The following is a 20,641-nucleotide window of genomic DNA, read 5'->3' on the forward strand; positions in this document are numbered from 1 at the left end:
CTGGGGAGACACTCAGCCCCGCCCCATGCGCGTCCCCCGCGTGCATCGAGCTCCCAGAGGTGTGCATGTTCCAGAAGATCCTTGTGGCCAATCGCGGCGAGATCGCGATCCGCGCCTTCCGAGCCGCCTACGAGGTCGGCGCCAGGACCGTGGCGGTGTTCCCGCACGAGGACCGGGGCTCCGTCCACCGGCTCAAGGCGGACGAGGCGTACGAGATCGGCGAGCGCGGGCATCCGGTGCGCGCGTACCTCGACGTCGACGAGATCATCCGCGTCGCGGTCGAGTCGGGCGCCGACGCGATCTACCCCGGGTACGGCTTCCTCTCCGAGAACCCGGAGCTCGCGGCCAAGGCGGCCGAGAACGGCATCGTGTTCATCGGCCCGCCGTCGGCGGTGCTCGAGATGGCCGGGAACAAGGTCGAGGCCAAGCGGCACGCCGTCGAGGCGGGAGTCCCCGTGCTGCGGTCGACCGAGGCGTCCGACGACGTCGACGCGCTCGTCGCTCAGGCGGCGGAGATCGGATTCCCGCTGTTCGCCAAGGCGGTCGCCGGCGGCGGCGGGCGCGGGATGCGCCGCGTCGAGAGCGCCGACGAACTCGCTCCGGCTCTCGCCGAGGCGTCGCGCGAGGCCGGCAGCGCCTTCGGCGATCCGCGCATGTTCCTCGAGCAGGCCGTGGTGCGCCCCCGTCATATCGAGGTGCAGGTGCTCGCAGACAAGACCGGCGAGACGGTCCACCTGTTCGAGCGCGACTGCTCGGTGCAGCGGCGTCACCAGAAGGTGGTGGAGATCGCTCCCGCACCGAACCTCGACGACAGCATCCGCACGGCGCTGCACGGGTACGCCACGGCGTTCGCCCGTTCGATCGGCTACGAGAACGCGGGCACGGTCGAGTTCCTCCTCGAGACGGCGGGGGAGCGCGCGGGGGAGGTCGTGTTCATCGAGATGAACCCGCGCATCCAGGTCGAGCACACCGTGACCGAGGAGGTCACCGACGTCGACCTGGTGCAGAGCCAGATGCGGATCGCCGCCGGGCAGACCCTGGCCGAGCTGGGGCTGCAGCAGGACGACCTGCACCTGCGCGGCGCGGCGCTGCAGTGCCGCATCACCACCGAGGACCCCACGCAGGGATTCCGCCCCGACACGGGCAAGATCACCACGTACCGTTCCCCGGGCGGCGCGGGCGTGCGCCTCGACGGCGGCACGGTGCACCAGGGGGCGCAGATCAGCCCGCACTTCGACTCGATGCTCTCGAAGCTGACCTGTCGAGGGCGCGACTTCCCGGCCGCGGTCGCCCGGGCCCGACGAGCTCTCGCCGAGTTCCGGATCCGCGGCGTCTCGACGAACATCCCGTTCCTCCAGGCGCTCCTCGACGACGACGCCTTCGTCGCCGGCGACCTCAGCACGTCGTTCATCGACGAGCGCCCCGAGCTGCTGCGCGGGCGCCTGTCGAAGGATCGCGGCACGAAGATCCTGAACTGGCTCGTCGACGTCACCGTCAACAAGCCGAACGGCCCTCACCCGGGCGTCGTCGACCCGCGCACCAAGCTGCCGCAGATCGACCTGGCCACGGAGCCGACCCCGGGCTCGCGCCAGCGCCTCCTCGACCTCGGCCCCGAGCGCTTCGCCGCCGAGCTGCGGGCCCAGACCGCGCTCGCGATCACCGACACGACCATGCGCGACGCCCATCAGTCGCTCCTGGCCACCCGGGTGCGCACGCGCGACCTCGTCGCCGTCGCACCGTACCTCGCTCGTCTCACCCCGGGTCTGCTGTCGGTCGAAGCGTGGGGTGGGGCGACCTACGACGTCGCGCTCCGTTTCCTGGGTGAAGACCCGTGGGAGCGCCTCGACAAACTGCGGGCCGCGCTGCCGAACGTCGCCATCCAGATGCTGCTCCGCGGTCGCAACACCGTGGGCTACACGCCGTACCCGACCGAGGTCACAGAGGCGTTCGTCGCGGAAGCCGCCGCCAGCGGTGTCGACATCTTCCGCATCTTCGATGCGCTCAACGACATCGAGCAGATGCGTCCGGCGATCGACGCGGTCCGCCGCACCGGCACGGCGGTGGCCGAGGTCGCGCTCTGCTACACCGGCGACCTCCTCAACCCCGCGGAAGACCTGTACACCCTCGACTACTACCTCGGCCTCGCCGAGCAGATCGTCGACGCGGGCGCGCACATCCTCGCCATCAAGGACATGGCCGGGCTGCTGCGCCCCGCAGCCGCGGCGAAGCTCGTCTCGGCGCTGCGCGAGCGGTTCGACCTGCCGGTGCACCTGCACACGCACGACACCCCGGGCGGACAGCTCGCGACTCTGCTCGCCGCGAGCGCGGCCGGAGTGGATGCCGTCGACGCGGCCTCGGCCCCGCTGTCGGGCACGACGAGCCAGCCGTCGCTGTCGGCGCTGGTCGCCGCGCTCGCCCACACCGACCGCGACAGCGGCATCGATCTCGCGGGTGTGTCGGATCTCGAGCCCTACTGGGAGGCGGTGCGGCACCAGTACGCACCGTTCGAGTCGGGTCTTCCCGGGCCCACGGGCCGCGTGTACCACCATGAGATCCCGGGCGGTCAGCTGTCGAACCTGCGCCAGCAGGCGAAGGCGCTGGGTCTCGCCGACGACTTCGAACTCATCGAAGACATGTACGCCGCTGCCGACCGCATCCTCGGGCGCGTGCCCAAGGTCACCCCCTCGTCGAAGGTGGTCGGCGACCTCGCCCTGCACCTCGCGGCGGTGAAGGCCGATCCCGCCGACTTCGAGGCGAACCCCGAGAAGTACGACGTGCCGGACTCGGTCGTCGGGTTCATGGCGGGCGAGTTGGGCGACCTGCCGGGCGGGTGGCCGGAGCCGTTCCGCACGAAGGTGCTGGCCGGGCGGTCGGTGCGCACCGGTGTGACCGACATCACGGACGACGATCGCGCCGCACTCGGTGGCGACAGCCCGACCCGGCGTGCGCGGCTGAACACCCTGCTGTTCCCCGCCCCGATGCGCGAGTTCACGCAGATGAGAGAGCTGTTCGGCGACCTCTCGGTGCTCGACACGAGCGACTACCTCTACGGCCTCGTCTCGGGTCAGGAGCATCTGGTCGAGATCGACCGCGGCGTGCAGCTGTACGTCGGGCTCGAAGCGGTCGGCGAGGCCGACGACAAGGGCATGCGTACCGTGATGACCACGCTCAACGGGCAGCTGCGCCCGGTGTTCGTGCGCGATCGATCGATCGCGGTCGACGCGCACGACGTCGAGAAGGCCGACACCTCCGTGGCGGGGCAGATCGCTGCGCCGTTCTCGGGAGTGGTGACCGTCAAGGTCGAGCCAGGCGCCTCCGTGCGGGCCGGCGAACCGGTCGCCTCGATCGAGGCCATGAAGATGGAGGCGGCGATCACGACGCCCATCGACGGTGTGGTCGAACGCCTGGCGATCTCTGCGACCCAGCAGGTCGACGCCGGTGATCTTTTGGTCGTGGTCCGCCCGGCGCACTAACCTTGTGCGGTGCGGGGGCGCGGGCGATCGCCTGCACCTCCGCCCGCGCGAGCTGGGAGCATGACCGTGAACACGAACAACACCACCGATCCCGTCGACGACGACTCGACCGGAGTGCTCGACGAGGCGATCGCCATCGACACCACCGCGATCGGCATCGTCGGGAGCCCCGCCACCGCGCAGGTGAGCGTCATCCTGCCCATGTCGGTCGATGACGACCTCGCCGATGACGAGGTGATCGACGGAGAGGTCGATGAGTCGGTCGTCGCCGACCTCGTCACCGATCCGGGCAGCCGGAGCATCGCGTCTTCCGTGGACGACTCGGACCTCGGCACCCGGCCCGAGGCCGACGGCCCGACCACCGGCGCGATCGTCATCTCTTCGTTTCCCGCGGGACCGGCGGGCAGCGGCGACGATACCGATGGCGAGCCGGTCGATGCGGAACCCGCCGATGAGCAGTCGGTCGACGAGTCGGATGTCGTTCCGTCGGAGGACGAGGAACCGGCCGACGAGGAGTCGGCCGACGAGGAGCCGATCGGCGGGGAACCGGCCGACGAGGACCCCGCCGACGAGGAGCCGATCGACGGGGAACCGGCCGACGACGAGCCGATCGACGAGGAACCGGCCGACCACGAGCCGATCGACGAGGAGCCGGCCGTGCTGGCGTCGGACGTCGTGCCGTCGGAGGTTTCTACGCCCGCGGACGCAGAGCGCGCCGACGCAGAGTCACCCGCCACGGAGACACGGTCGACCGACGAGGAGCCCACGGAACCCGAGGCTGCGGAAGCCGATCCGGTGGAATCGATGGATATCGAGCCCGCAGACGTCCATCCGATGGAGTCGATCGATGCCGCGCCGGAGCGTGCCGAGCCCGCGGATGAGGAACCCTCTGACATGGGGAACGCGGAGGTCGATGCCCGCGCCGTGGAGTCCGGGGATGCGGACCCCGAGCACCTCGCTCCGCCTCTCGTCCGCCCGACCACGCGGCGCGCGGCCGCGCATCCCGAAGCGAAGGAGGCCCCCCGCATGGAGGACCCGAAGCGAGCCGTCACCCGCCACGCAGCGCGGTCGACCGAGCCGAGCCCGACGCCGGCCGCGAAGCGCGTGGGCGACCTTTCCGAGTCCTCACGCGAGTCCGCAGACCTGCTCACCTCCGACCGGCTGCTGGTTCCGAGCCGCGCCGCCCGCCCCGAACCCGAGGGCGGCTGGTCGCACCTGATCTACAGCCTCACGGGAGGTCGCATCAACCTCGGCGACGGCCGCCGTGCGCGCGAGCGCAAGGCGCTGAGCGCTCGGATCGCCGCACCGTTGACCGGCGGCGCGCGCTTCGTGCCGGTGCTCTCGCGCAAGGGCGGCGTCGGCAAGACGACCATCACCGCCGTGCTGGGCATGGCCCTCGCGGATGCTCGAGACGACCGGGTTATCGCGATCGACGCGAACCCCGACCGAGGCACGCTCGCAGACCGCATCGCCCACAACGGGCGGACGAGCTCGGTGCGCGATCTGGTGAAGGCGCGAGACCGGATCTCGGGCTACCACGACGTCTCTGCCCTTGTCGCGCGCGACAGCACGCGACTCGACGTCCTCGCCTCCGACGACGACCCTCGTGTGGCCGAGGCCTTCGGAGACCCCGCGTACCGCCAGGTCGCGGATGTCGCGGCGCACTTCTACTCTCTCGTCCTCACCGACACGGGCACCGGTATCGTGCACGACGTGATGTCCGCCACGCTCGATCTCGCGGACCGTCTGGTGATCGTGTCCGGTCTGAGCGTCGACGAGGCCCGGCTGGCGAGTGAGACGCTCACCTGGCTCGAGACCAACGGCCACGCCCGGCAGGCGCGCGAGGCCATCGTGGTGCTCAACCAGTCCGCGCCCGGAACCCCGCTCGTGCGCGTCGATGAACTGCAGGCCCACTTCGCCACGCGGGTGCGCTCGGTGGTGCGGATGCCGTACGACGCGCAGATCGCGGCCGGCGGACCGATCGTGTTCGCCCAGCTGCAGCCCGCGACCCGCGCCGCCGCGCGCGCACTGGCCGCTCTCGTCGTCGAGGGCCTGCGGTCGGAGGCATCCGCATGACCGTTCGTGAGATCCGCGTCTTCGGCGACCCGGTGCTCCGCACCGCGTGCGCACCGATCGAACACATCGACGACGGCGTCCGCGCCCTGGTCGCCGACCTCCTCGACACGGTGGAGGTGCCGGGGCGCGCCGGCGTCGCCGCACCGCAGATCGGCGTCGCGGTGCGGGCTTTCAGCTACAACGTCGACGGCGAGATCGGCTACGTGCTGAACCCCGTGCTCACCGAGGTGCGGGGCGACCCCGTACCGACGGGGGAGGGCTGCCTGTCCGTGCCCGGGCTCTGGCACGACGCGCTGCGCCACCCGTGGGCGCGCGTCGAGGGCATCGACCTCGACGGCGAGCCGGTGGTGCTGGAGGGCGACGGACTGCTCGCCCAGGCGCTGCAGCACGAGACCGATCATCTCGACGGCATGCTGTACCTGTCCCGCCTCGACCCCGAGACGCGTCGCGTGGCGATGCGCGAGGTGCGGGAGAGCAGCTGGTTCTGACCGCATGAACGCCGCAGCCCCCGTCCCGCCGATGCTGCACGGGGCGGGGGCTGCGGCGTCGAGTCAGCCGGTGATCGACACGTTGGTGGTGGCCACCGGCTCGTCGTAGATCGCGGCGATCTCGTCGGCGAAGTCGGCCATGATGACGTTCCGCTTGATCGACAGCTTGGGCGTCAGGTGGCCGGACGCCTCGGTCCACTCCGTCTCGAGGATCGTGAACTTGCGGATCGACTCGGCCCGAGAGACGCGCGTATTGGCGGCGTCGACCGCGCGCTGCACCTCGGCGCGGACGGCGTCGTTGCTCGCGGCCTCGCGCAGCGGCATGTCGGACGGGAGGCCGTTGTTCGCGAGCCATGTCGGCAGCATCTCGGAATCGAGGGTCACGAGCGCCGAGATGAACGGCTTCTGGTCTCCGACCACCACGACCTGACCGACGATCGGGTTCGCGCGGATTGGGTCCTCGAGCGCGGCGGGGGCGACGTTCTTGCCACCCGCCGTGACGATGATCTCCTTCTTCCGTCCGGTGATGGTGAGGAAGCCCTCGCTGTCGAAGCTGCCGATGTCCCCGGTGCGGAACCAGCCGCCCTCGCTGAACGCCGCGGCGGTCGCCTCGGGGTTGTTCCAGTACTCGCGGAAGACGTTGATGCCCCGGACCTCGATCTCTCCGTCGTCCGCCAGTCGCACACCCACACCGGGCAGCGCCGGCCCGACGGTGCCGATCTTCGACTTGTCGGCGAGGTTCACGGTCGCGGGAGCGGTGGTCTCGGTGAGGCCGTAGCCCTCGAGGATGACGACGCCGAGACTGTGGAAGAAGTGCCCGAGGCGCGAGCCGAGCGGCGCGGAGCCCGACACGGCGTGTGCGACGTTCCCGCCCATGGCCGCGCGGAGCTTGCTGTAGACGAGCTTGTTGAAGAGGGCGAACTTCAGCTTCATGCCGAACGGGATCTTCTCGCCGGCCTCAAGGCGCTTCGAGTGCTCGATCGCGACGTCGGCGGCGGCGCGGAAGATCTTGCCCTTGCCGCCCGCCTCGGCCTTCTGCTCGGCGGAGTTGTAGACCTTCTCGAACACGCGGGGCACGGCGAGGAGGAAGGTGGGCTTGAAGGAGCCGAGCGCGGGGAGCAGCTGACGGGTGTCGGGCTGGTGTCCCGTGCGGACGCCCGCGTGGATGTTGAGGATGGAGATGAAGCGGGCGAAGACGTGCGCCGTGGTGATGAACAGCAGCGTCGAGGCTCCGGGCGTCTGCACGACCGCGTCCAGGGCCTTCGCGGAGTTGCGGGACAGTTCGACGAAGTTGCTGTGCGTGAGCACGCATCCCTTCGGGCGCCCGGTCGAGCCGGAGGTGTAGATGAGGGTCGCGATGTCGGAGCCGACGGCGAGACCGCGGCGGCGCTCGATCTCGGCGTCGTCGACTCCGGCACCCTGTGCCGAAAGCGTGGCGATCGCGCCGAGGTGGAGCTGCCACACCTCGCGGAGGAGCGGCAGGTCGCCGCGGATCTCGTCGACCCGCGCGAAGTGGTCGGGCGACTCGACGAGCAGCGCGATGGCGCCGGAGTCCTCCATGATCCACTGGATCTGCGAGGGCGAACTCGTCTCGTAGATCGGGACCATCACGGCGCCGGCGTAGAACAGCGCGAAGTCGACGAGCGTCCAGTCGTACGTCGTGCGGGCGAGGAAGCCCACCTTGTCGCCGGGCTGGATGCCCGCCGCGGCGAAGCCCTTCGCAAGGGCGACGACGGCCTTCTCGAAGTCGGCGGCCGAGATGTCGCGCCAACCGTCGCGTTCGGGGACCGAGAACAAGGGGCGATCGGGAGTCGCGCGCACGCGCTCGACCAGGAGGTCGGTGACGTTCGCGTCAGGGTCGGCGGGGACGACGGCGGGAACTTCAAACTGGACCACGGCAGCTCCTTCGGTACCGGTCGGGCACGGGTTGCCCCCGAGTCTAGAGCATGGCACCCGGTCGCATGCGAGGTGATACTGGGTCGCGCGCGCGGCCATGTCCATCGGATGTTCCCGAAGCGGCGGCGTCGCGGCGATAGACTCGCCTCGATGTTCTACTGGCTGATGAAGTACGTGGTGATCGGCCCCGTGGTCAAGGCGGTCTTCCGCCCCTGGATCGTGGGGCGCGCGAACGTGCCCCGGACCGGTGCCGCCATCCTCGCCAGCAACCACCTCTCGTTCGCCGACTCGATCTTCCTGCCGCTGATGATCGACCGCTCGATGTCGTTCCTCGCCAAGAGCGACTACTTCACCGGCCGCGGCCTCAAGGGGTGGTCGACCAAGTTCTTCATGAAGGCCACCGGCCAGCTGCCCATCGACCGCTCGGGCGGCAAGGCATCCGAAGCGTCGCTCAACACGGGGCTGCAGGTGCTCGGCGGGGGAGACCTCCTCGGCATCTACCCCGAGGGCACGCGCAGCCCCGACGGCAAGCTCTACCGCGGTCGCACCGGTATCGCCCGCATGGCGCTCGAGGCCAAGGTGCCCGTCATCCCCGTGGTGATGGTCGACACCGACACCGCGATGCCGATCGGCCAGCGCATCCCGCGGGTCACCCGCGTCGGCATCGTGATCGGCGAGCCGCTGGACTTCTCGCGGTACGCGGGCATGGAGAACGACCGTTACATCCTCCGATCGGTCACCGACGAGATCATGGTCGCGCTGCAGCGGCTCGGTGCGCAGGAGTACGAAGACGTCTACGCGTCGTCGGTGAAGGACCGCCTTCCGGCCCGCGTCACACGACGCCGCTGAGGCCGGGCGCGCGGTGCGCGACCACTAGGCTGGGGGCATGCTCCCGCACGACATCGACGCCCTGGATGCCTGGCGTTCCCTTCCCATCAAGCAGCAGCCGCAGTGGCCGGACGCCGAGCGCGTGGCCGAGGTCTCGCGCCAGATCGCCGCGCTGCCCCCGCTGGTGTTCGCCGGCGAGGTGGACAACCTCCGCGACCGTCTGGCCCGGGCCGCCTCCGGCCAGGCTTTCCTGCTGCAGGGTGGAGACTGCGCCGAGACGTTCGCCGGCGCGACGGCCGAGCAGATCCGCAACCGGATCAAGACCGTGCTCCAGATGGCCGTCGTGCTCACGTACGGTGCGTCGATGCCGGTCGTCAAGATGGGGCGTATGGCCGGGCAGTTCGCCAAGCCGCGGTCGAGCGACAGCGAGACGCGCGGGGATGTCACGCTCCCGGCTTACCGGGGCGACATCGTCAACGGCTACGACTTCACCGAGGCCTCGCGCCAGGCGGATCCCGGTCGCCTGCTGCAGGGGTACCACACGGCCGCGTCGACGCTGAACCTCATCCGCGCGTTCACGCAGGGAGGGTTCGCCGATCTGCGCGAGGTGCACTCCTGGAACAAGGGCTTCGCGCAGAACCCGGCCAATCAGCGCTACGAGCGCATGGCCGCCGAGATCGACCGCGCCATCAAGTTCATGGAGGCGGCGGGCGCCGACTTCGACGAGCTCAAGCGCGTGGAGTTCTTCACCGGGCACGAGGGTCTGCTCATGGACTACGAGCGGCCCATGACCCGCATCGACTCGCGCACCGACACTCCGTACAACACGTCGGCGCACTTCCTGTGGATCGGTGAGCGCACCCGCGAGCTCGACGGCGCTCACGTCGACTACTTCTCGCGCATCCGCAACCCCATCGGCGTCAAGCTCGGGCCGACCACCACGCCCGAGACCGCGCTGGAGTTGATCGACAAGCTCGACCCGAACCGCGAGCCCGGTCGCCTGACGTTCATCACGCGCATGGGTGCCGGCAAGATCCGCGACGCTCTGCCGCCGCTGCTCGAGGCGGTGCGCGATTCCGGCGCCACCCCCCTGTGGGTGACGGATCCGATGCACGGCAACGGCATCACCACGCCCACCGGCTACAAGACCCGTCGCTTCGACGACGTCGTCGACGAGGTGCGCGGCTTCTTCGAGGCGCACCGCGCGGTGGGCACGTTCCCCGGAGGCATCCATGTCGAACTCACCGGCGACGACGTGACCGAATGCCTGGGCGGATCGGAGCAGATCGACGAGGCGGCGCTGGCCACGCGCTACGAGAGCCTGTGCGACCCCCGTCTGAACCACATGCAGTCGCTCGAACTGGCGTTTCTCGTGGCTGAGGAGCTCGAGAAGCGCTGACCCTGCATCCCTCGAAGGCCGCGCCCCGCATCCGGGGCGCGGCCTTCGTCGTCGATGCCCGTTGTCGGCCCGCTATGCCGCGGGCGATCCACTCCACCGACGTGACGCGCGCGAAGCATACCAGAACACTCGAATCTTTGTGCGAAAATCGTTGACCTCCTAGACCTGCATTGTTAGCCTCGGCGGACCAGCTCACTGGGGTAGGGGGACACGGGTGGCATTCTTCAGCCGTCGCCAGCGCTCGGCCGAAGCGGAAGTCCCGCGGCGCGAGCCGGGAATCGCAGACACGTCGTCGGAGGATGCTCTCCGCGCCTTCGAAGACCTCTTCTCTCCGGCTCCGGCCGTTCCAGATGGGTCCGTGCGCGCTACGCGTCATGTCGCGATCAGCGCAGGCGAGATCGGTCTTCCGGAGTGGGGCGACCGCAGCACGTCGCCCGAACGCCAACGGAGACACGCCCCGCACCTCGGTTTCGTGGACTCCGAACCCACGAGCATCCCGACCACACCAGCCCCGGAGAGTCCGGACCCCGAGCGAGGGCCATCGCTCAGCCCGACCGGCACCGTAGAAGAAAGAGTAAGAATGGCAAATCTGGATCAATCCGTGCAGGAACTCCTTGCGATCGACGGCGCGACCGCCGCCTCGCTGGTCGACGCCGCATCCGGCATGGCGCTGGCGCAGGGCGGTCACCCGGGCTTCGACTTGGGGATCGCGGCTGCAGGAAACTCCAACGTCGTACGGGCGAAGCTGCAGACCATGAAGGAGTTGGGCCTCAGCGGAAAGATCGACGACATCCTCATCACGCTCGACGATCAGTATCACCTGATCAACGTGCTCGACGGCGATTACACCGGGGGCCTGTTCGTCTACCTCGTCCTCGACCGCGCGCGGGCGAACCTGGCACTCGCGCGACACAAGCTGTCGGCCATCGCGGGGCGCATCGACATCTGAATGGAGTGCCGGGGCGGCGGCGAGTCGATGCGCGACTCGTCGCCGCCCCAGTGCTGCTGACCCACCGCGGCCTAGAAGGCGCTGCTCTTGATCTGCACGGTCACCTGCACGCCACGCTGCCGCTGCGAACCGGGACCGGGGTCGGTGCCGGACACCTCGGTGAAGTCGTTCGGGAAGGCGTTCCAGATCGCGTTCCACACGGGCTCGAATCCGGCGTCGCGGATCTTCTTCGCGGCCTCGTCCCGCGTGAGACCCGTGACGTCGGGCACGGGGAAGAGCTCGGGGCCCTTCGAGACGATCAGCTGCACGTTGTCGCCCGGGCGCCAGTTGCCCTCCTCGGCACGGTCGGCGACGCCGATCACGCGGTCCTTCTCGACCTCGGTGCTGAAGACGTACTGCGGCTCGTCGGTGACACCGAGCCCCTTGGCCGCGAGCGTGTCGGTGGCCTGACCGACCGACAGGCCCGAGACGTCGGGGAACTCACCCGCCGAGACGTAGAGGTCGACCGTGTCGTCCTCGAAGAGATCACAGCCCTCAGCGCAGGCATATGACTCCGCGCCGCTACGCGGAGTGACGAAGGCGTTGATGACGACCCCTTCGGCGGCGTCGGAGAAGAGCAGCAGGGGTTCGTCGCCGACGTTGACCGAGATCGCGGAGAGGTATTCGCGGGCCTCGTCCTCGGTCTTCCCGTTCAACGCCTCGACGGTGTGGGGCGCCGGGCCGGCTGAGACGATCACGGTCACGGCGGCGCCCTGGTCGAGGCGCGCTCCCTCCCGCGGGTCGGTCTCGATGACCGTGCCGGCGGGGATGTCGATCGCGAACCGCTCCTGCTGCGACGGTTGGAAGCCGTCCTCGGTAAGGGCTGCCGCGGCCTCCTCATAGGTCAGACCCTCGACGCCGGGGACGGCCACGAGCGACCCGGGTCCGGACCCGAACCACCAGCCGACGCCGCCGGCGACGGTCGCGAGGAGCAGCACGATGGTCAGCAGGAGGGCGCCGCGCGCGCGACGGCGGGCGGCGCGTCGCCGCAGGAGCGTCGCGTTGTCGAGCGTGACGGCGGCCGGATCGGCGACCTCGGGCGACGGCATGGTCGACGGCATCGGGAGCACCTTGGTGAGCTCACCGGATTCCGCGAGCACCCGGGTGTGAGCCGCGGTGGCCGCCGCAGGGGTCACGTCGATCTCGCGCTCGATGGCACGCAGCCGTTCGAGCATCTGCTGCGCGTCGTCCGGCCGTTCGTCTGGCGACTTCTCCGTCGCCCACAGCACCAGCTCGTCGAGCTGCTCGGGGATGGCGGGATTGCGGATGCTCGGACGCGGCACCGACTCCGTCGCGTGCTGGAAGGCGATCTGCATCGGCTGCTCGCCCTTGTAGGGCTGCTCGCCGACGAGCATCTCGTACAGCATGATGCCGAGGGCGTAGATGTCGCTGCGGGCATCGGCGGTCCCGCGGGTGACGAGCTCCGGCGCGAGGTAGGCGATGGTGCCGAGCAGCTGCTGCCCCGTGGCGGTGTTCGCCGTGGTCGCGCGGGCGAGGCCGAAGTCGCCGATCTTGATGCGTCCGTCCTCGGCGAGCAGGACGTTCTCGGGCTTCACATCCCGGTGCACGATCCCGGCGCGATGCGCGGCGGCGAGCCCCGCGAGGATCGCGTCCATGATGGTGATCGTCTGGGTGATGGTGAGGCGCTTCTGCTCGCGGAGCAGCTCGCGCAGGGTGATCCCCGGGAGGTACTCCATCACCAGGTAGGCGAGCTCGCCGTCCTGCCCCTGGTCGAACACATTGACGACGTGCGGGTCGGCGAGTCGGGCCGCCGAGCGTGCCTCCTGGATGAAGCGGCTCTGGAACGCCGAGTCGTCGCTGAGGTGCGCGTGCATGACCTTGAGCGCGATGCGGCGCTCGAGGCGGAGGTCGGTGGCGACGTACACGGTGGCCATGCCGCCGCGCGCGATGCGGGCACGCACCCGGTACCGGCCGTCGACAAGCCGCCCGATGAGCGGGTCGGCTTGCTGGTGGGACGTCACGACAGAATTCTAGAGAGAACTGCCTGGGAGGCCCGGGAGCGCCTCACCTCTGCGGAGAAGTCGAATACGGAGGTTCGCCTCATCGGTGCAGCTCGAGCCACCGGTGGGCGGCGGTCTCCCACTGCCCGTAGCGGTCGGGGAAGGCCGAGATCTGCACGGCCTGCGCCGCCTGGGTGAACGGCATGTCGTGCCACCCGGGGATGTCGAGCAGTCCGCGCGTCGTCGACCCGTTGGGATCGTTCGGGCCGCCGTAGAAGGCGCGAGCGGCGCGCTCCGCGTCCTGCACCTGTTCGGCGGAGCCCCAGCCGGTGCTCGGCCGCTGCTGGAAGAGTCCGAGGGAGTCGCGGTCGCCCCAGGTCACGTTGCGCAGGCCCGACTCGACCATGGCGGTGGCGAGGGCGATCGCGATTCCGCGGTCGGGCACGCCGAGTTCGGTGCCGACCCGGATGATGAGAGCGGCGTTCCCGGCCTGCTCCGCCGAGAGGTCGGCCGAGAGCTGGGTGTTCGCCGAGGTCGGCGCCGCGGGCGCGGGCGGAGGGGTCGCCGCCGCCGGCGCTCCGGGCAGACGCAGCGCCTGACCCGGATAGATGATGGATGCACGGTCGAGGCCGTTCGCCGCGAGCAGGGCCTCGAGGCTGGTGCCGTGAGCGCGGGCGATGGCGAACAGGGTGTCGCCCGCAACGACGGTGTGGGTCCCGACGGCCGGAGCGGGGGAGGGAGCGGCAGGCGCCGGCGCCGCCGCCGCGGCGGGGGCGGAGGCGGACAGTGCGAGTGTCTGTCCCGGGTAGATGATCGATGAGCGGTTCAGTCCGTTCGCGGCCAACAGGGCCTCGAGGGACGTGCCGTGGGCGGCAGCGATCGCGAAGAGCGTGTCGCCGGCGGCGACGGTGTGGGTGGACGCCGGCGCGGGAGCCGGCGCGGCCGGAGTCGCCGGTGCGGCCGACGGTGTCGCGCCGACGAGGCGCAGCGTGTCGCCGGGCCGGATGATCGAGGCGGGGGTCAGCCCGCTCCACGCGAGCACGTCGGCGGTGCGGAGCCCGAACCGCCGCGCGACGTCGTACACCGTGTCGCCCTCGACCACGGTGTAGCTCTCGGGCGGCACAGGGGCCTGCGTGGGCACGACCCGCAAACCCGACGCGGTCGCCCGGTCGTGGAGCGCGGGCGTCGCCGCGACCGCGGACGGCGCGGGCGACGCGAGCGATCCCGCGAGGGCGCCCAGGACGGCGGCGGGGAGGGCCAGCGGCGCGAGACGGCGACGGCGCTCGGATGTTCTCGGAGTCATGGCGGGGGCCCCTTTCGAGTCCTGCCACGCTGACACGGCATGGGAGAGATGTCAACAGAAGTGACGCATGTGACTGATGAGGCGACCGAGCGCACCGAGGGGAGCACCCCGGGGGACCGAGGGGCATGGGATAGTGGCTAGGTGTCTGAGAACGTTGCAGCAACCCCCGCCGCCGACTGGCTGACCATGCCCGACCTCGTCGAGGTGCTGGGTGAGCCGCTGAATCGCGTCCGCCGCCTCATCGACGAGCACTACCTCGTCGGGTCGCGCCGTTCCGGCGTTTTCGCCGTGCCGTCGATCTTCATCGTCGACGGCCGTCCGCTGAGCTCCCTGCGCGGCACGATCATCGTGCTGCAGGACGCCGGCTTCAGCGACGACGAGCTCATCGACTGGCTGCTCGAAGAGGAGGAGACGATGGGTCGTGCGCCGATCGCCGCCCTTCGCGAAGGCCACAAGAGCGAGGTGCGCCGGATCGCCCGCACGCTCGCCTGAGCCCCGCCCGGTCGCGGCGAGTCGGCTCAGGCCGTGCGCACCGTCGCGGCGCGGGCCAGGTCGCGGAGACCCGTGATCGCCGTGGTGTCGAGCCGGGCGCCCGACAGGGCGTTCTCGGCCTCGTCCGCGTAAGAGGAGATGAGTTCTTCGAGCCGGGAGAGTGCGCCCGTCTCCTCCATCGTCGAGCGCACCGACGCCACGCGCGACTCGTCGAGAAGCGGATCCCCCAGCAGGGCGTCGAGCGCGCGTCGCTCGTCCGCCGTCAGACGTTCGCGGGTGAAAGCGACGAGCACGGTCCGCTTCCCCTCCCGCAGGTCGTCGCCCGCGGGCTTACCCGTCGTCGCCGCGTCTCCGAACACGCCGAGGACGTCGTCCCGCAGCTGGAACGCCATGCCGACCGGATGCCCGAAACGACGCAACGCGTCGAGCTGGTCGTCGTCGGCGCCGGCGAGGGCCGCGCCCAGCACGAGGGGCTGCACGATGCTGTACCTCGCGGACTTCAGAGAGGCGACCCGCAGTGCGCGCTCGGCGTGCGCGGCGTCGTCGGCGACGCTCCACGCGGACTCCTCGGCGATGTCGAGGAACTGCCCGACGGTGACGTCGCGGCGCATCCGGGCGTATTCGGCACGGACCCGGGCCGCGTGGGGGTGGGCGGCGAGAGCCGACTCGAGAAGGTCGTCGCTCCAGGCCACCAGCAGATCGCCGAGCAGGATGGCGGCGGATCGTCCGAAGCGCTCCGCGTCTCCGCTCCATCCCGACTCCCGGTGCGACGCCTCCAGCGCGCGGTGGGAGGCGGGGCGCCCGCGGCGCGTATCGGAGTTGTCGATCACGTCGTCGTGCACCAGAGCGGCCGACTGGAAGATCTCGAGGGCGGCGCACAGATCCCAGAGCGCGACGTCCTCCGACGCGTCCGGATCCGTCGTCGCCGCGACGGCGGCCCATCCCGCGTGGCAGAAGCGGGCGCGCAAGCGCTTCCCGCCGACGAGGGTGTCGGCGGCGGCGTCCACCATCGCGACGGCATCCGGGCCGTACTCCGTCGACTCCGCCCGCATCCGGCGCAGGAACTCCTGCAGGCGAGCGGCGACGGCATCGGGAACGGCGGCAGGGGAGAGCACGACTCCCAGCATACGTATAGGAAGGTGAGCCCCAATCGCTAGCCTCCGACGCATGCGCGCGCGTAGAATGGAATGCACGACACCCGAGGGGGACGAAATGCCACTCTCCGAACAGGAGCAGCGTCTGCTCGACGAGATGGAACGCCATCTCCTGCACAATGACGCCGATGTTGTCAGTGCGCCTTCGGGCGACCGAGCGCTGAGCTATCGCAACCTCGTCTACGGCGCCCTCCTCGTCCTCGCCGGTGTCGGTGGGCTGGTGGTCGGCGTCATCCTCGGCGACGTGTGGGGCATCGTCGTCGGAGTGATCGGATTCGCCGCCATGCTCGCCGGTGTCATGCTGGCGGTCACCCCGGTTCGACGGACGTCGACGGCAGCACCGGCACGTGCGCCTCGCGCCGCGGCGCCGCCCAAGGGTTCCGCATCGTTCATGGATCGCATGAACGATCGGTGGGATCGTCGCCACGAGGGGCAGTAACCCCTTCCCCTCCGTCTTCTGAGAAGGCCCGGATGCTTCGAGCATCCGGGCCTTTTTCGTGCGCGTTCCCCGCTCCCGCCGCGCCTTCCCGCCGTTCGGCTCTCCACGCTTCCTCCCTCTCCCTCCACCGGCCCTCCACCGTCCTCCACCCCGCTGTCACCGCGGAATCTCGGGCCTGAATCCGGCAGGACCCCGAAAGACGGCCCGTTTCAGGCAACTTTGCCGTAGGAAAGTGGAGGGAAGTGGAGTAAAGTGGGGCGCACCTCGAGTTTGGCCGGACGGAGAGGGGGTGATGGCTGATGCTGCTGGGGACGCATTCTCCGAAGCTGGACGACAAAGGGCGGGTCATTCTGCCCGCCAAGTTCCGCGAAGACCTCGGCGGCGGCATCGTCGTCACCCGGGGGCAGGAGCGCTGCCTCTACGTCTTCAGCACGGCCGAGTTCGAGGCGATGCACGAACGCATCCGTCAGGCACCTCTCGCCAACAAGCAGGCGCGCGACTTCATGCGCCTGTTCCTCTCCGGCGCCAGCGCGGAGATGCCCGACAGCCAGAACCGCATCACCATCCCCGCGCACCTGCGTCAGTACGCGGGACTGCAGAAGGAGCTCATCGTCACCGGTGTCGGCGCGCACGCCGAGATCTGGGACGCCGAGAGCTGGAACGCCTACCTCGCCGCCGGCGAGGAGACATACGCCGATCTGGAGCAGGAGGTGATTCCGGGCCTGTTCTGACCACGGCTGTGATGCCCCGCCGCTCCCGCCCCGACACACTTCCCCGGTGCCGGGTCGCGAAGCGGAGGGGGATCAGAGCCGAAGGTCACCCGAAAGAGATCATGAACCTCCGAGACATCCACACCCCCGTCCTGCTCGAACGCTGCGTCGAGCTGCTCGCCCCCGCCCTCCAGGGCGACGGGGCGGTGCTCGTCGATGCCACACTCGGCATGGGCGGCCACGCCGAGGCCTTCCTCGAGCGCTTCGACAACATCCGACTCATCGGTCTCGACCGCGACACCGATGCGCTGCGCATCGCCGGCCAGCGGCTGGAGCGGTTCGCGGATCGCGTGACGCTCGTGCACACCGTCTACGACGAGATCGGCCTGCACGCGCAGGGGGCGTCGGGCATCCTGTTCGACCTGGGCGTCTCCTCCCTGCAGCTCGACGAAGCCGAACGCGGCTTCGCCTACTCGAAGGACGCGCCTCTCGACATGCGCATGGATCAGACCAAGGGTCTGACGGCGGCCGAAGTGGTGGCGACGTACAGCGAAGGCAACCTCCGCCGCATCTTCGAGCGCTACGGCGAAGAGAAGCTGGCCGGCCGCTACGCCCGCTTCATCGTCGAGGCCCGCCAGAAGAAGCCGATCACCCGCTCCGCCGAGCTCGTCGAGATCCTCGTCGCGGCGACCCCCGCGGCGGCGCAGCGCGCCGGCCACCCGGCGAAGCGCGTCTTCCAGGCGCTGCGCATCGAAGTGAACTCCGAACTCACCGTTCTCGCCGACGCCATCCCGCCGGCGATGGACGCGCTGAACATCGGTGGCCGCATCGTCGTCATGTCGTACCAGTCGCTCGAGGACCGCCTCGTGAAGCAGGCGTTCGCCGCGGCATCCGCCTCGACCGCACCCGCCGGTCTGCCGGTGGAGCTGCCGGAGCACGCGCCGCGCTTCCGCGTGCTGACCAAGGGCGCCGAACTCGCCGACGAGGCGGAACGCGCCCGAAACCCCCGTGCCATCCCCGTTCGCCTGCGAGCGGCCGAGAAGATCCGAGAGTCCGCATGAGCGCACCCGCCGTCGTCCGTCGCCCGGCGCAGCCGAGCGCGCCCCGCGTCACTCCGCAGCGCCGTCTGCAGCCGGTGGCGCAGCCCGCGGCCCGCCGCCGTCCGAAGCTCGTCTACGCGCTCGTCGCCTTCCTCGGGGCCATGGTGATCGGGGGAGTGCAGGTGGCCCTCTCGCTCGCGATCACGCAGGACTCCTTCGCTCTCGCGGGTCTCACCTCGCAGCAGCGCGAGCTCGACCTGCGCGCCGAGGCGCTGCAGGAGGAACTCACCGGCCTGAGCTCGCCCCAGGTGCTGGCCGCCAGCGCCTCCGGTCTCGGCATGGTCGTCGCGGGCTCGCCCTCGTACCTCCGTCTGAGCGACGGGGCCGTGTTCGGCACCGGCGCCGGCGCCGACTGGACGTCCACCGTCGACCCGGCGGGTGCGGGAGCCGTGGCCAACTCCCTGATCGCGCCTCCTGCCGCGCCGGATGCCACCGCCGAGGCCGCCGAGACGGGCGGCGCTCCCGCCGACGACCTGCCGCTGTCGATCGCCGACGGCCTGCCCAGCCCCACCACCCGCTGACCGCACTCGCTCACCACGGACGGAGAGAAGACATGACGACACGCGCGACACGCGGTCCACGACGACGTACGGTCGTGGCCCTCGCGGTCATCCTCTGCGTCCTCTGCACGTTCGTGATCCGCCTCGTCGACATCCAGGTCGTCAGCGCCAACGAGCACATCGCCGACTCCGAAGGCGTGATCGGCGAGGGCGACACGATCGCGGGCCAGCGCGGGAAGATCGTCGACACGGAGGGCACGGTGCTCGCCTCGAGCGTGCTGGTCTACGACGCGCAGCTGAGCCCGCTCGTGATCACGCAGCTCGAGGAGAAGGACCCCGAGCTGCCGTGGGCCGAGGCGTCCGAGAAGATCGCGGCCATCACGGGGCAGACGGGCGACGAGGTGCGCGCGCTCGTCGCCGACAAGCTCGCGGTCGACCCCACCAGCCAGTACGTCGAACTGAAGACCTCGCTCACCACCGAGCAGTACATCGAGCTGCGCGACCTCAAGCTCGCCTACCTGCACATGGATGCGCGCGAGACGCGGGTCTACCCGAACGGCGCCGTCGCCGGCAACATCGTCGGCTTCCTCAACGGCAGCGGCGAGGCGCAGTCCGGCATCGAGAAGCTCGACCAGCAGTGCCTCGCGCCCACCGACGGCGAGATCTCGTACCGCAAGGGCAAGGACGGCGTCGTCATCCCCGGGAGCGAGCACGTGGTGGACGCCGTCGACGGCGGCACCGTGCAGCTCACTCTCAACAGCGACCTCAACTGGTACATGCAGCAGATGATCGCCGAGGAGGCGCAGAAGCAGGGCGCCAAGGGCGGCACGGTCACGGTCGTCGAGGTCGAGACGGGCAAGATCCGCGCGGCGGCCGAGTGGCCGGCCGTCGACCCCAACGATCTCGCGAACGCTCCCGCCTCCGCGTGGAGCAGCCAGATCTTCCACCGCGACTTCGAGCCGGGCTCGACGTTCAAGGCCATCACCGCTGCCGCCGTGATGGAGGGCGCGGGGGTGACGCCTCTCAGCACCGTGAGCGCGGCCTCGCGCGAGACGTTCCCCAACGGAGCGGTCATCAACGACGCATTCAGCCACCCGGCGTACAACTACACCCTCGCGGGCGGACTGATCGACTCGTCCAATGTGGCGCTGTCGAAGTTCGGCACGATGGTGAGCCCCGACGTGCGCTACGACTACCTGCAGCGCTTCGGCGTCGGGAAGGACACGATCGGCTTCCCCAGCGAGGTCTCCGGCACCCTGCACCCCGTCAGTGAATGGGACAGCCAGTCGCTGTACACCACGACGTTCGGCCAGTACTTCACGGTTACGGCGGCGCAGGTCGCCGGTGCCTACCAGGCCATCGCGAACGGCGGCGAGAAGATCGACCTGTCGCTCGTCGAGTCCTGCACGCAGGCCGACGGCACCGTCGTCGACGCCGCCGCTCCCGCCCACGAGCAGATCATCACGGAGCAGACCGCCGCCGACCTGACGCGGATGCTCGAGAACGTGGCCGTGCAGGGCGGCAACGCCGAGCGCATCCAGGTGCCGGGCTACCGGGTCACCAGCAAGACCGGTACCGCACAGGTGCCGGACGGCAACGGCGGGTACAAGCAGGGCGTGTACTTCACGAGCATGGTCGGCTTCGCCCCGGTCGACGACCCGAAGTACGTCGTCATGGTCACCCTCGACGAGCCGACTAAGGTTGTATCGTCCGCAGCGACCGCATCCGCCTTCCAGAAGGCGATGACGCAGGTCATGAAGACCTATCGCGTGATGCCGTCCTCCACCCCGATGGACGAGTTGCTGCCCAAGTTCGAGTAGTCGGCGAGAGCCGC

16 protein-coding genes are annotated in these 20,641 nt (G+C 70.1%); 12 read left to right on the forward strand and 4 right to left on the reverse strand.

The annotated features are described in order from the left end of the window. The first annotated feature begins 65 nt into the window (after positions 1-65). From AC3A3J_RS08310 to AC3A3J_RS08320, 3 genes are read left to right on the forward strand one after another with little or no spacing between them, the layout of a single operon-like run. Complete coding sequence (locus tag AC3A3J_RS08310) at positions 66-3,473, forward strand: pyruvate carboxylase (protein ID WP_487671832.1); 3,408 nt, start codon at positions 66-68, stop codon at positions 3,471-3,473. Between the two features lie 60 nt (positions 3,474-3,533). After that, entirely contained in the window at positions 3,534-5,549 is a 2,016-nt protein-coding gene (locus tag AC3A3J_RS08315) for a MinD/ParA family ATP-binding protein (protein WP_487671833.1), read from the forward strand. After that, positions 5,546-6,037: a peptide deformylase gene (locus AC3A3J_RS08320; RefSeq protein WP_487671834.1), complete on the forward strand. Its 492-nt coding sequence runs from the start codon at positions 5,546-5,548 to the stop codon at positions 6,035-6,037. The genes AC3A3J_RS08315 and AC3A3J_RS08320 overlap by 4 nt, the downstream gene beginning before the upstream one ends. A 63-nt stretch (positions 6,038-6,100) precedes the next feature. On the opposite strand, the gene AC3A3J_RS08325 is transcribed toward AC3A3J_RS08320, so the two are convergent. Next, positions 6,101-7,933 carry an AMP-dependent synthetase/ligase gene (locus AC3A3J_RS08325; protein ID WP_487671835.1) on the reverse strand — a complete coding sequence of 611 codons (1,833 nt, stop codon included), beginning with the start codon at positions 7,931-7,933 and terminating at the stop codon, positions 6,101-6,103. Between the two features lie 150 nt (positions 7,934-8,083). Here AC3A3J_RS08325 and AC3A3J_RS08330 point away from each other — a divergent pair, with 150 nt between their 5' ends. From AC3A3J_RS08330 to AC3A3J_RS08340, 3 genes are all read left to right on the forward strand, one after another. After that, on the forward strand, positions 8,084-8,782 hold the full coding sequence (locus AC3A3J_RS08330) for a lysophospholipid acyltransferase family protein (RefSeq protein WP_487671836.1): 699 nt from the start codon (positions 8,084-8,086) through the stop codon (positions 8,780-8,782). A 37-nt stretch (positions 8,783-8,819) separates the two neighbouring features. After that, on the forward strand, positions 8,820-10,160 hold the full coding sequence (locus AC3A3J_RS08335) for a class II 3-deoxy-7-phosphoheptulonate synthase (RefSeq protein WP_487671837.1): 1,341 nt from the start codon (positions 8,820-8,822) through the stop codon (positions 10,158-10,160). A 580-nt stretch (positions 10,161-10,740) separates the two neighbouring features. Beyond that, positions 10,741-11,109, forward strand: coding sequence for a hypothetical protein (locus AC3A3J_RS08340; RefSeq protein ID WP_487671838.1), 369 nt, complete (start codon positions 10,741-10,743; stop codon positions 11,107-11,109). 71 nt (positions 11,110-11,180) lie between these two features. On the opposite strand, the gene pknB is transcribed toward AC3A3J_RS08340, so the two are convergent. Then, on the reverse strand, positions 11,181-13,130 hold the full coding sequence (gene pknB / locus AC3A3J_RS08345) for a Stk1 family PASTA domain-containing Ser/Thr kinase (protein ID WP_487671839.1): 1,950 nt from the start codon (positions 13,128-13,130) through the stop codon (positions 11,181-11,183). A gap of 79 nt (positions 13,131-13,209) precedes the next feature. Continuing rightward, on the reverse strand, positions 13,210-14,412 hold the full coding sequence (locus AC3A3J_RS08350) for a LysM peptidoglycan-binding domain-containing protein (protein WP_487671840.1): 1,203 nt from the start codon (positions 14,410-14,412) through the stop codon (positions 13,210-13,212). Between the two features lie 141 nt (positions 14,413-14,553). On the opposite strand from AC3A3J_RS08350, the gene AC3A3J_RS08355 reads away from it, so the two are divergent. Then, entirely contained in the window at positions 14,554-14,904 is a 351-nt protein-coding gene (locus tag AC3A3J_RS08355; RefSeq protein WP_487671841.1) for an Rv2175c family DNA-binding protein, read from the forward strand. Between the two features lie 26 nt (positions 14,905-14,930). Here AC3A3J_RS08355 and AC3A3J_RS08360 read toward each other — a convergent pair whose 3' ends face one another. Further along, positions 14,931-16,031: a polyprenyl synthetase family protein gene (locus AC3A3J_RS08360; protein WP_487671842.1), complete on the reverse strand. Its 1,101-nt coding sequence runs from the start codon at positions 16,029-16,031 to the stop codon at positions 14,931-14,933. Positions 16,032-16,116: 85 nt separating this feature from the next. On the opposite strand from AC3A3J_RS08360, the gene AC3A3J_RS08365 reads away from it, so the two are divergent. The 5 genes from AC3A3J_RS08365 to AC3A3J_RS08385 all read left to right on the forward strand — a co-directional run bounded on the left by AC3A3J_RS08365 (position 16,117) and on the right by AC3A3J_RS08385 (position 20,627). Then, positions 16,117-16,497, forward strand: a complete 381-nt coding sequence (locus AC3A3J_RS08365) for a DUF3040 domain-containing protein (RefSeq protein WP_487671843.1) — start codon at positions 16,117-16,119, stop codon at positions 16,495-16,497. A gap of 299 nt (positions 16,498-16,796) precedes the next feature. Further along, positions 16,797-17,228 (forward strand): division/cell wall cluster transcriptional repressor MraZ, encoded by a 432-nt coding sequence (gene mraZ / locus AC3A3J_RS08370; protein WP_091234647.1) that lies wholly within the window; start codon positions 16,797-16,799, stop codon positions 17,226-17,228. Between the two features lie 101 nt (positions 17,229-17,329). Next, positions 17,330-18,268: a 16S rRNA (cytosine(1402)-N(4))-methyltransferase RsmH gene (gene rsmH / locus AC3A3J_RS08375; RefSeq protein WP_487671844.1), complete on the forward strand. Its 939-nt coding sequence runs from the start codon at positions 17,330-17,332 to the stop codon at positions 18,266-18,268. Beyond that, entirely contained in the window at positions 18,265-18,828 is a 564-nt protein-coding gene (gene ftsL, locus AC3A3J_RS08380) for a cell division protein FtsL (RefSeq protein WP_487671845.1), read from the forward strand. The genes rsmH and ftsL overlap by 4 nt, the downstream gene beginning before the upstream one ends. A gap of 32 nt (positions 18,829-18,860) precedes the next feature. Continuing rightward, a complete protein-coding gene (locus tag AC3A3J_RS08385; RefSeq protein ID WP_487671846.1) occupies positions 18,861-20,627 on the forward strand; it encodes a peptidoglycan D,D-transpeptidase FtsI family protein in 1,767 nt (588 codons plus the stop codon). Positions 20,628-20,641 lie beyond the last annotated feature (14 nt).

The organism is Microbacterium sp. Soil_N32 (assembly GCF_057655505.1).

What these genes read in the sequence shown, in the direction of transcription:
- AC3A3J_RS08310 (WP_487671832.1), top strand. Translation starts at nt 66, where the DNA reads ATGTTCCAGAAGATCCTTGTGGCCAATCGCGGCGAGATCGCGATCCGC.
- AC3A3J_RS08315 (WP_487671833.1), top strand. Translation starts at nt 3,534, where the DNA reads ATGACCGTGAACACGAACAACACCACCGATCCCGTCGACGACGACTCG.
- AC3A3J_RS08320 (WP_487671834.1), top strand. Translation starts at nt 5,546, where the DNA reads ATGACCGTTCGTGAGATCCGCGTCTTCGGCGACCCGGTGCTCCGCACC.
- AC3A3J_RS08330 (WP_487671836.1), top strand. Translation starts at nt 8,084, where the DNA reads ATGTTCTACTGGCTGATGAAGTACGTGGTGATCGGCCCCGTGGTCAAG.
- AC3A3J_RS08335 (WP_487671837.1), top strand. Translation starts at nt 8,820, where the DNA reads ATGCTCCCGCACGACATCGACGCCCTGGATGCCTGGCGTTCCCTTCCC.
- AC3A3J_RS08340 (WP_487671838.1), top strand. Translation starts at nt 10,741, where the DNA reads ATGGCAAATCTGGATCAATCCGTGCAGGAACTCCTTGCGATCGACGGC.
- AC3A3J_RS08350 (WP_487671840.1), bottom strand. Translation starts at nt 14,412, where the DNA reads ATGACTCCGAGAACATCCGAGCGCCGTCGCCGTCTCGCGCCGCTGGCC.
- AC3A3J_RS08360 (WP_487671842.1), bottom strand. Translation starts at nt 16,031, where the DNA reads ATGCTGGGAGTCGTGCTCTCCCCTGCCGCCGTTCCCGATGCCGTCGCC.
- AC3A3J_RS08365 (WP_487671843.1), top strand. Translation starts at nt 16,117, where the DNA reads ATGCCACTCTCCGAACAGGAGCAGCGTCTGCTCGACGAGATGGAACGC.
- mraZ (WP_091234647.1), top strand. Translation starts at nt 16,797, where the DNA reads ATGCTGCTGGGGACGCATTCTCCGAAGCTGGACGACAAAGGGCGGGTC.
- rsmH (WP_487671844.1), top strand. Translation starts at nt 17,330, where the DNA reads ATGAACCTCCGAGACATCCACACCCCCGTCCTGCTCGAACGCTGCGTC.
- ftsL (WP_487671845.1), top strand. Translation starts at nt 18,265, where the DNA reads ATGAGCGCACCCGCCGTCGTCCGTCGCCCGGCGCAGCCGAGCGCGCCC.
- AC3A3J_RS08385 (WP_487671846.1), top strand. Translation starts at nt 18,861, where the DNA reads ATGACGACACGCGCGACACGCGGTCCACGACGACGTACGGTCGTGGCC.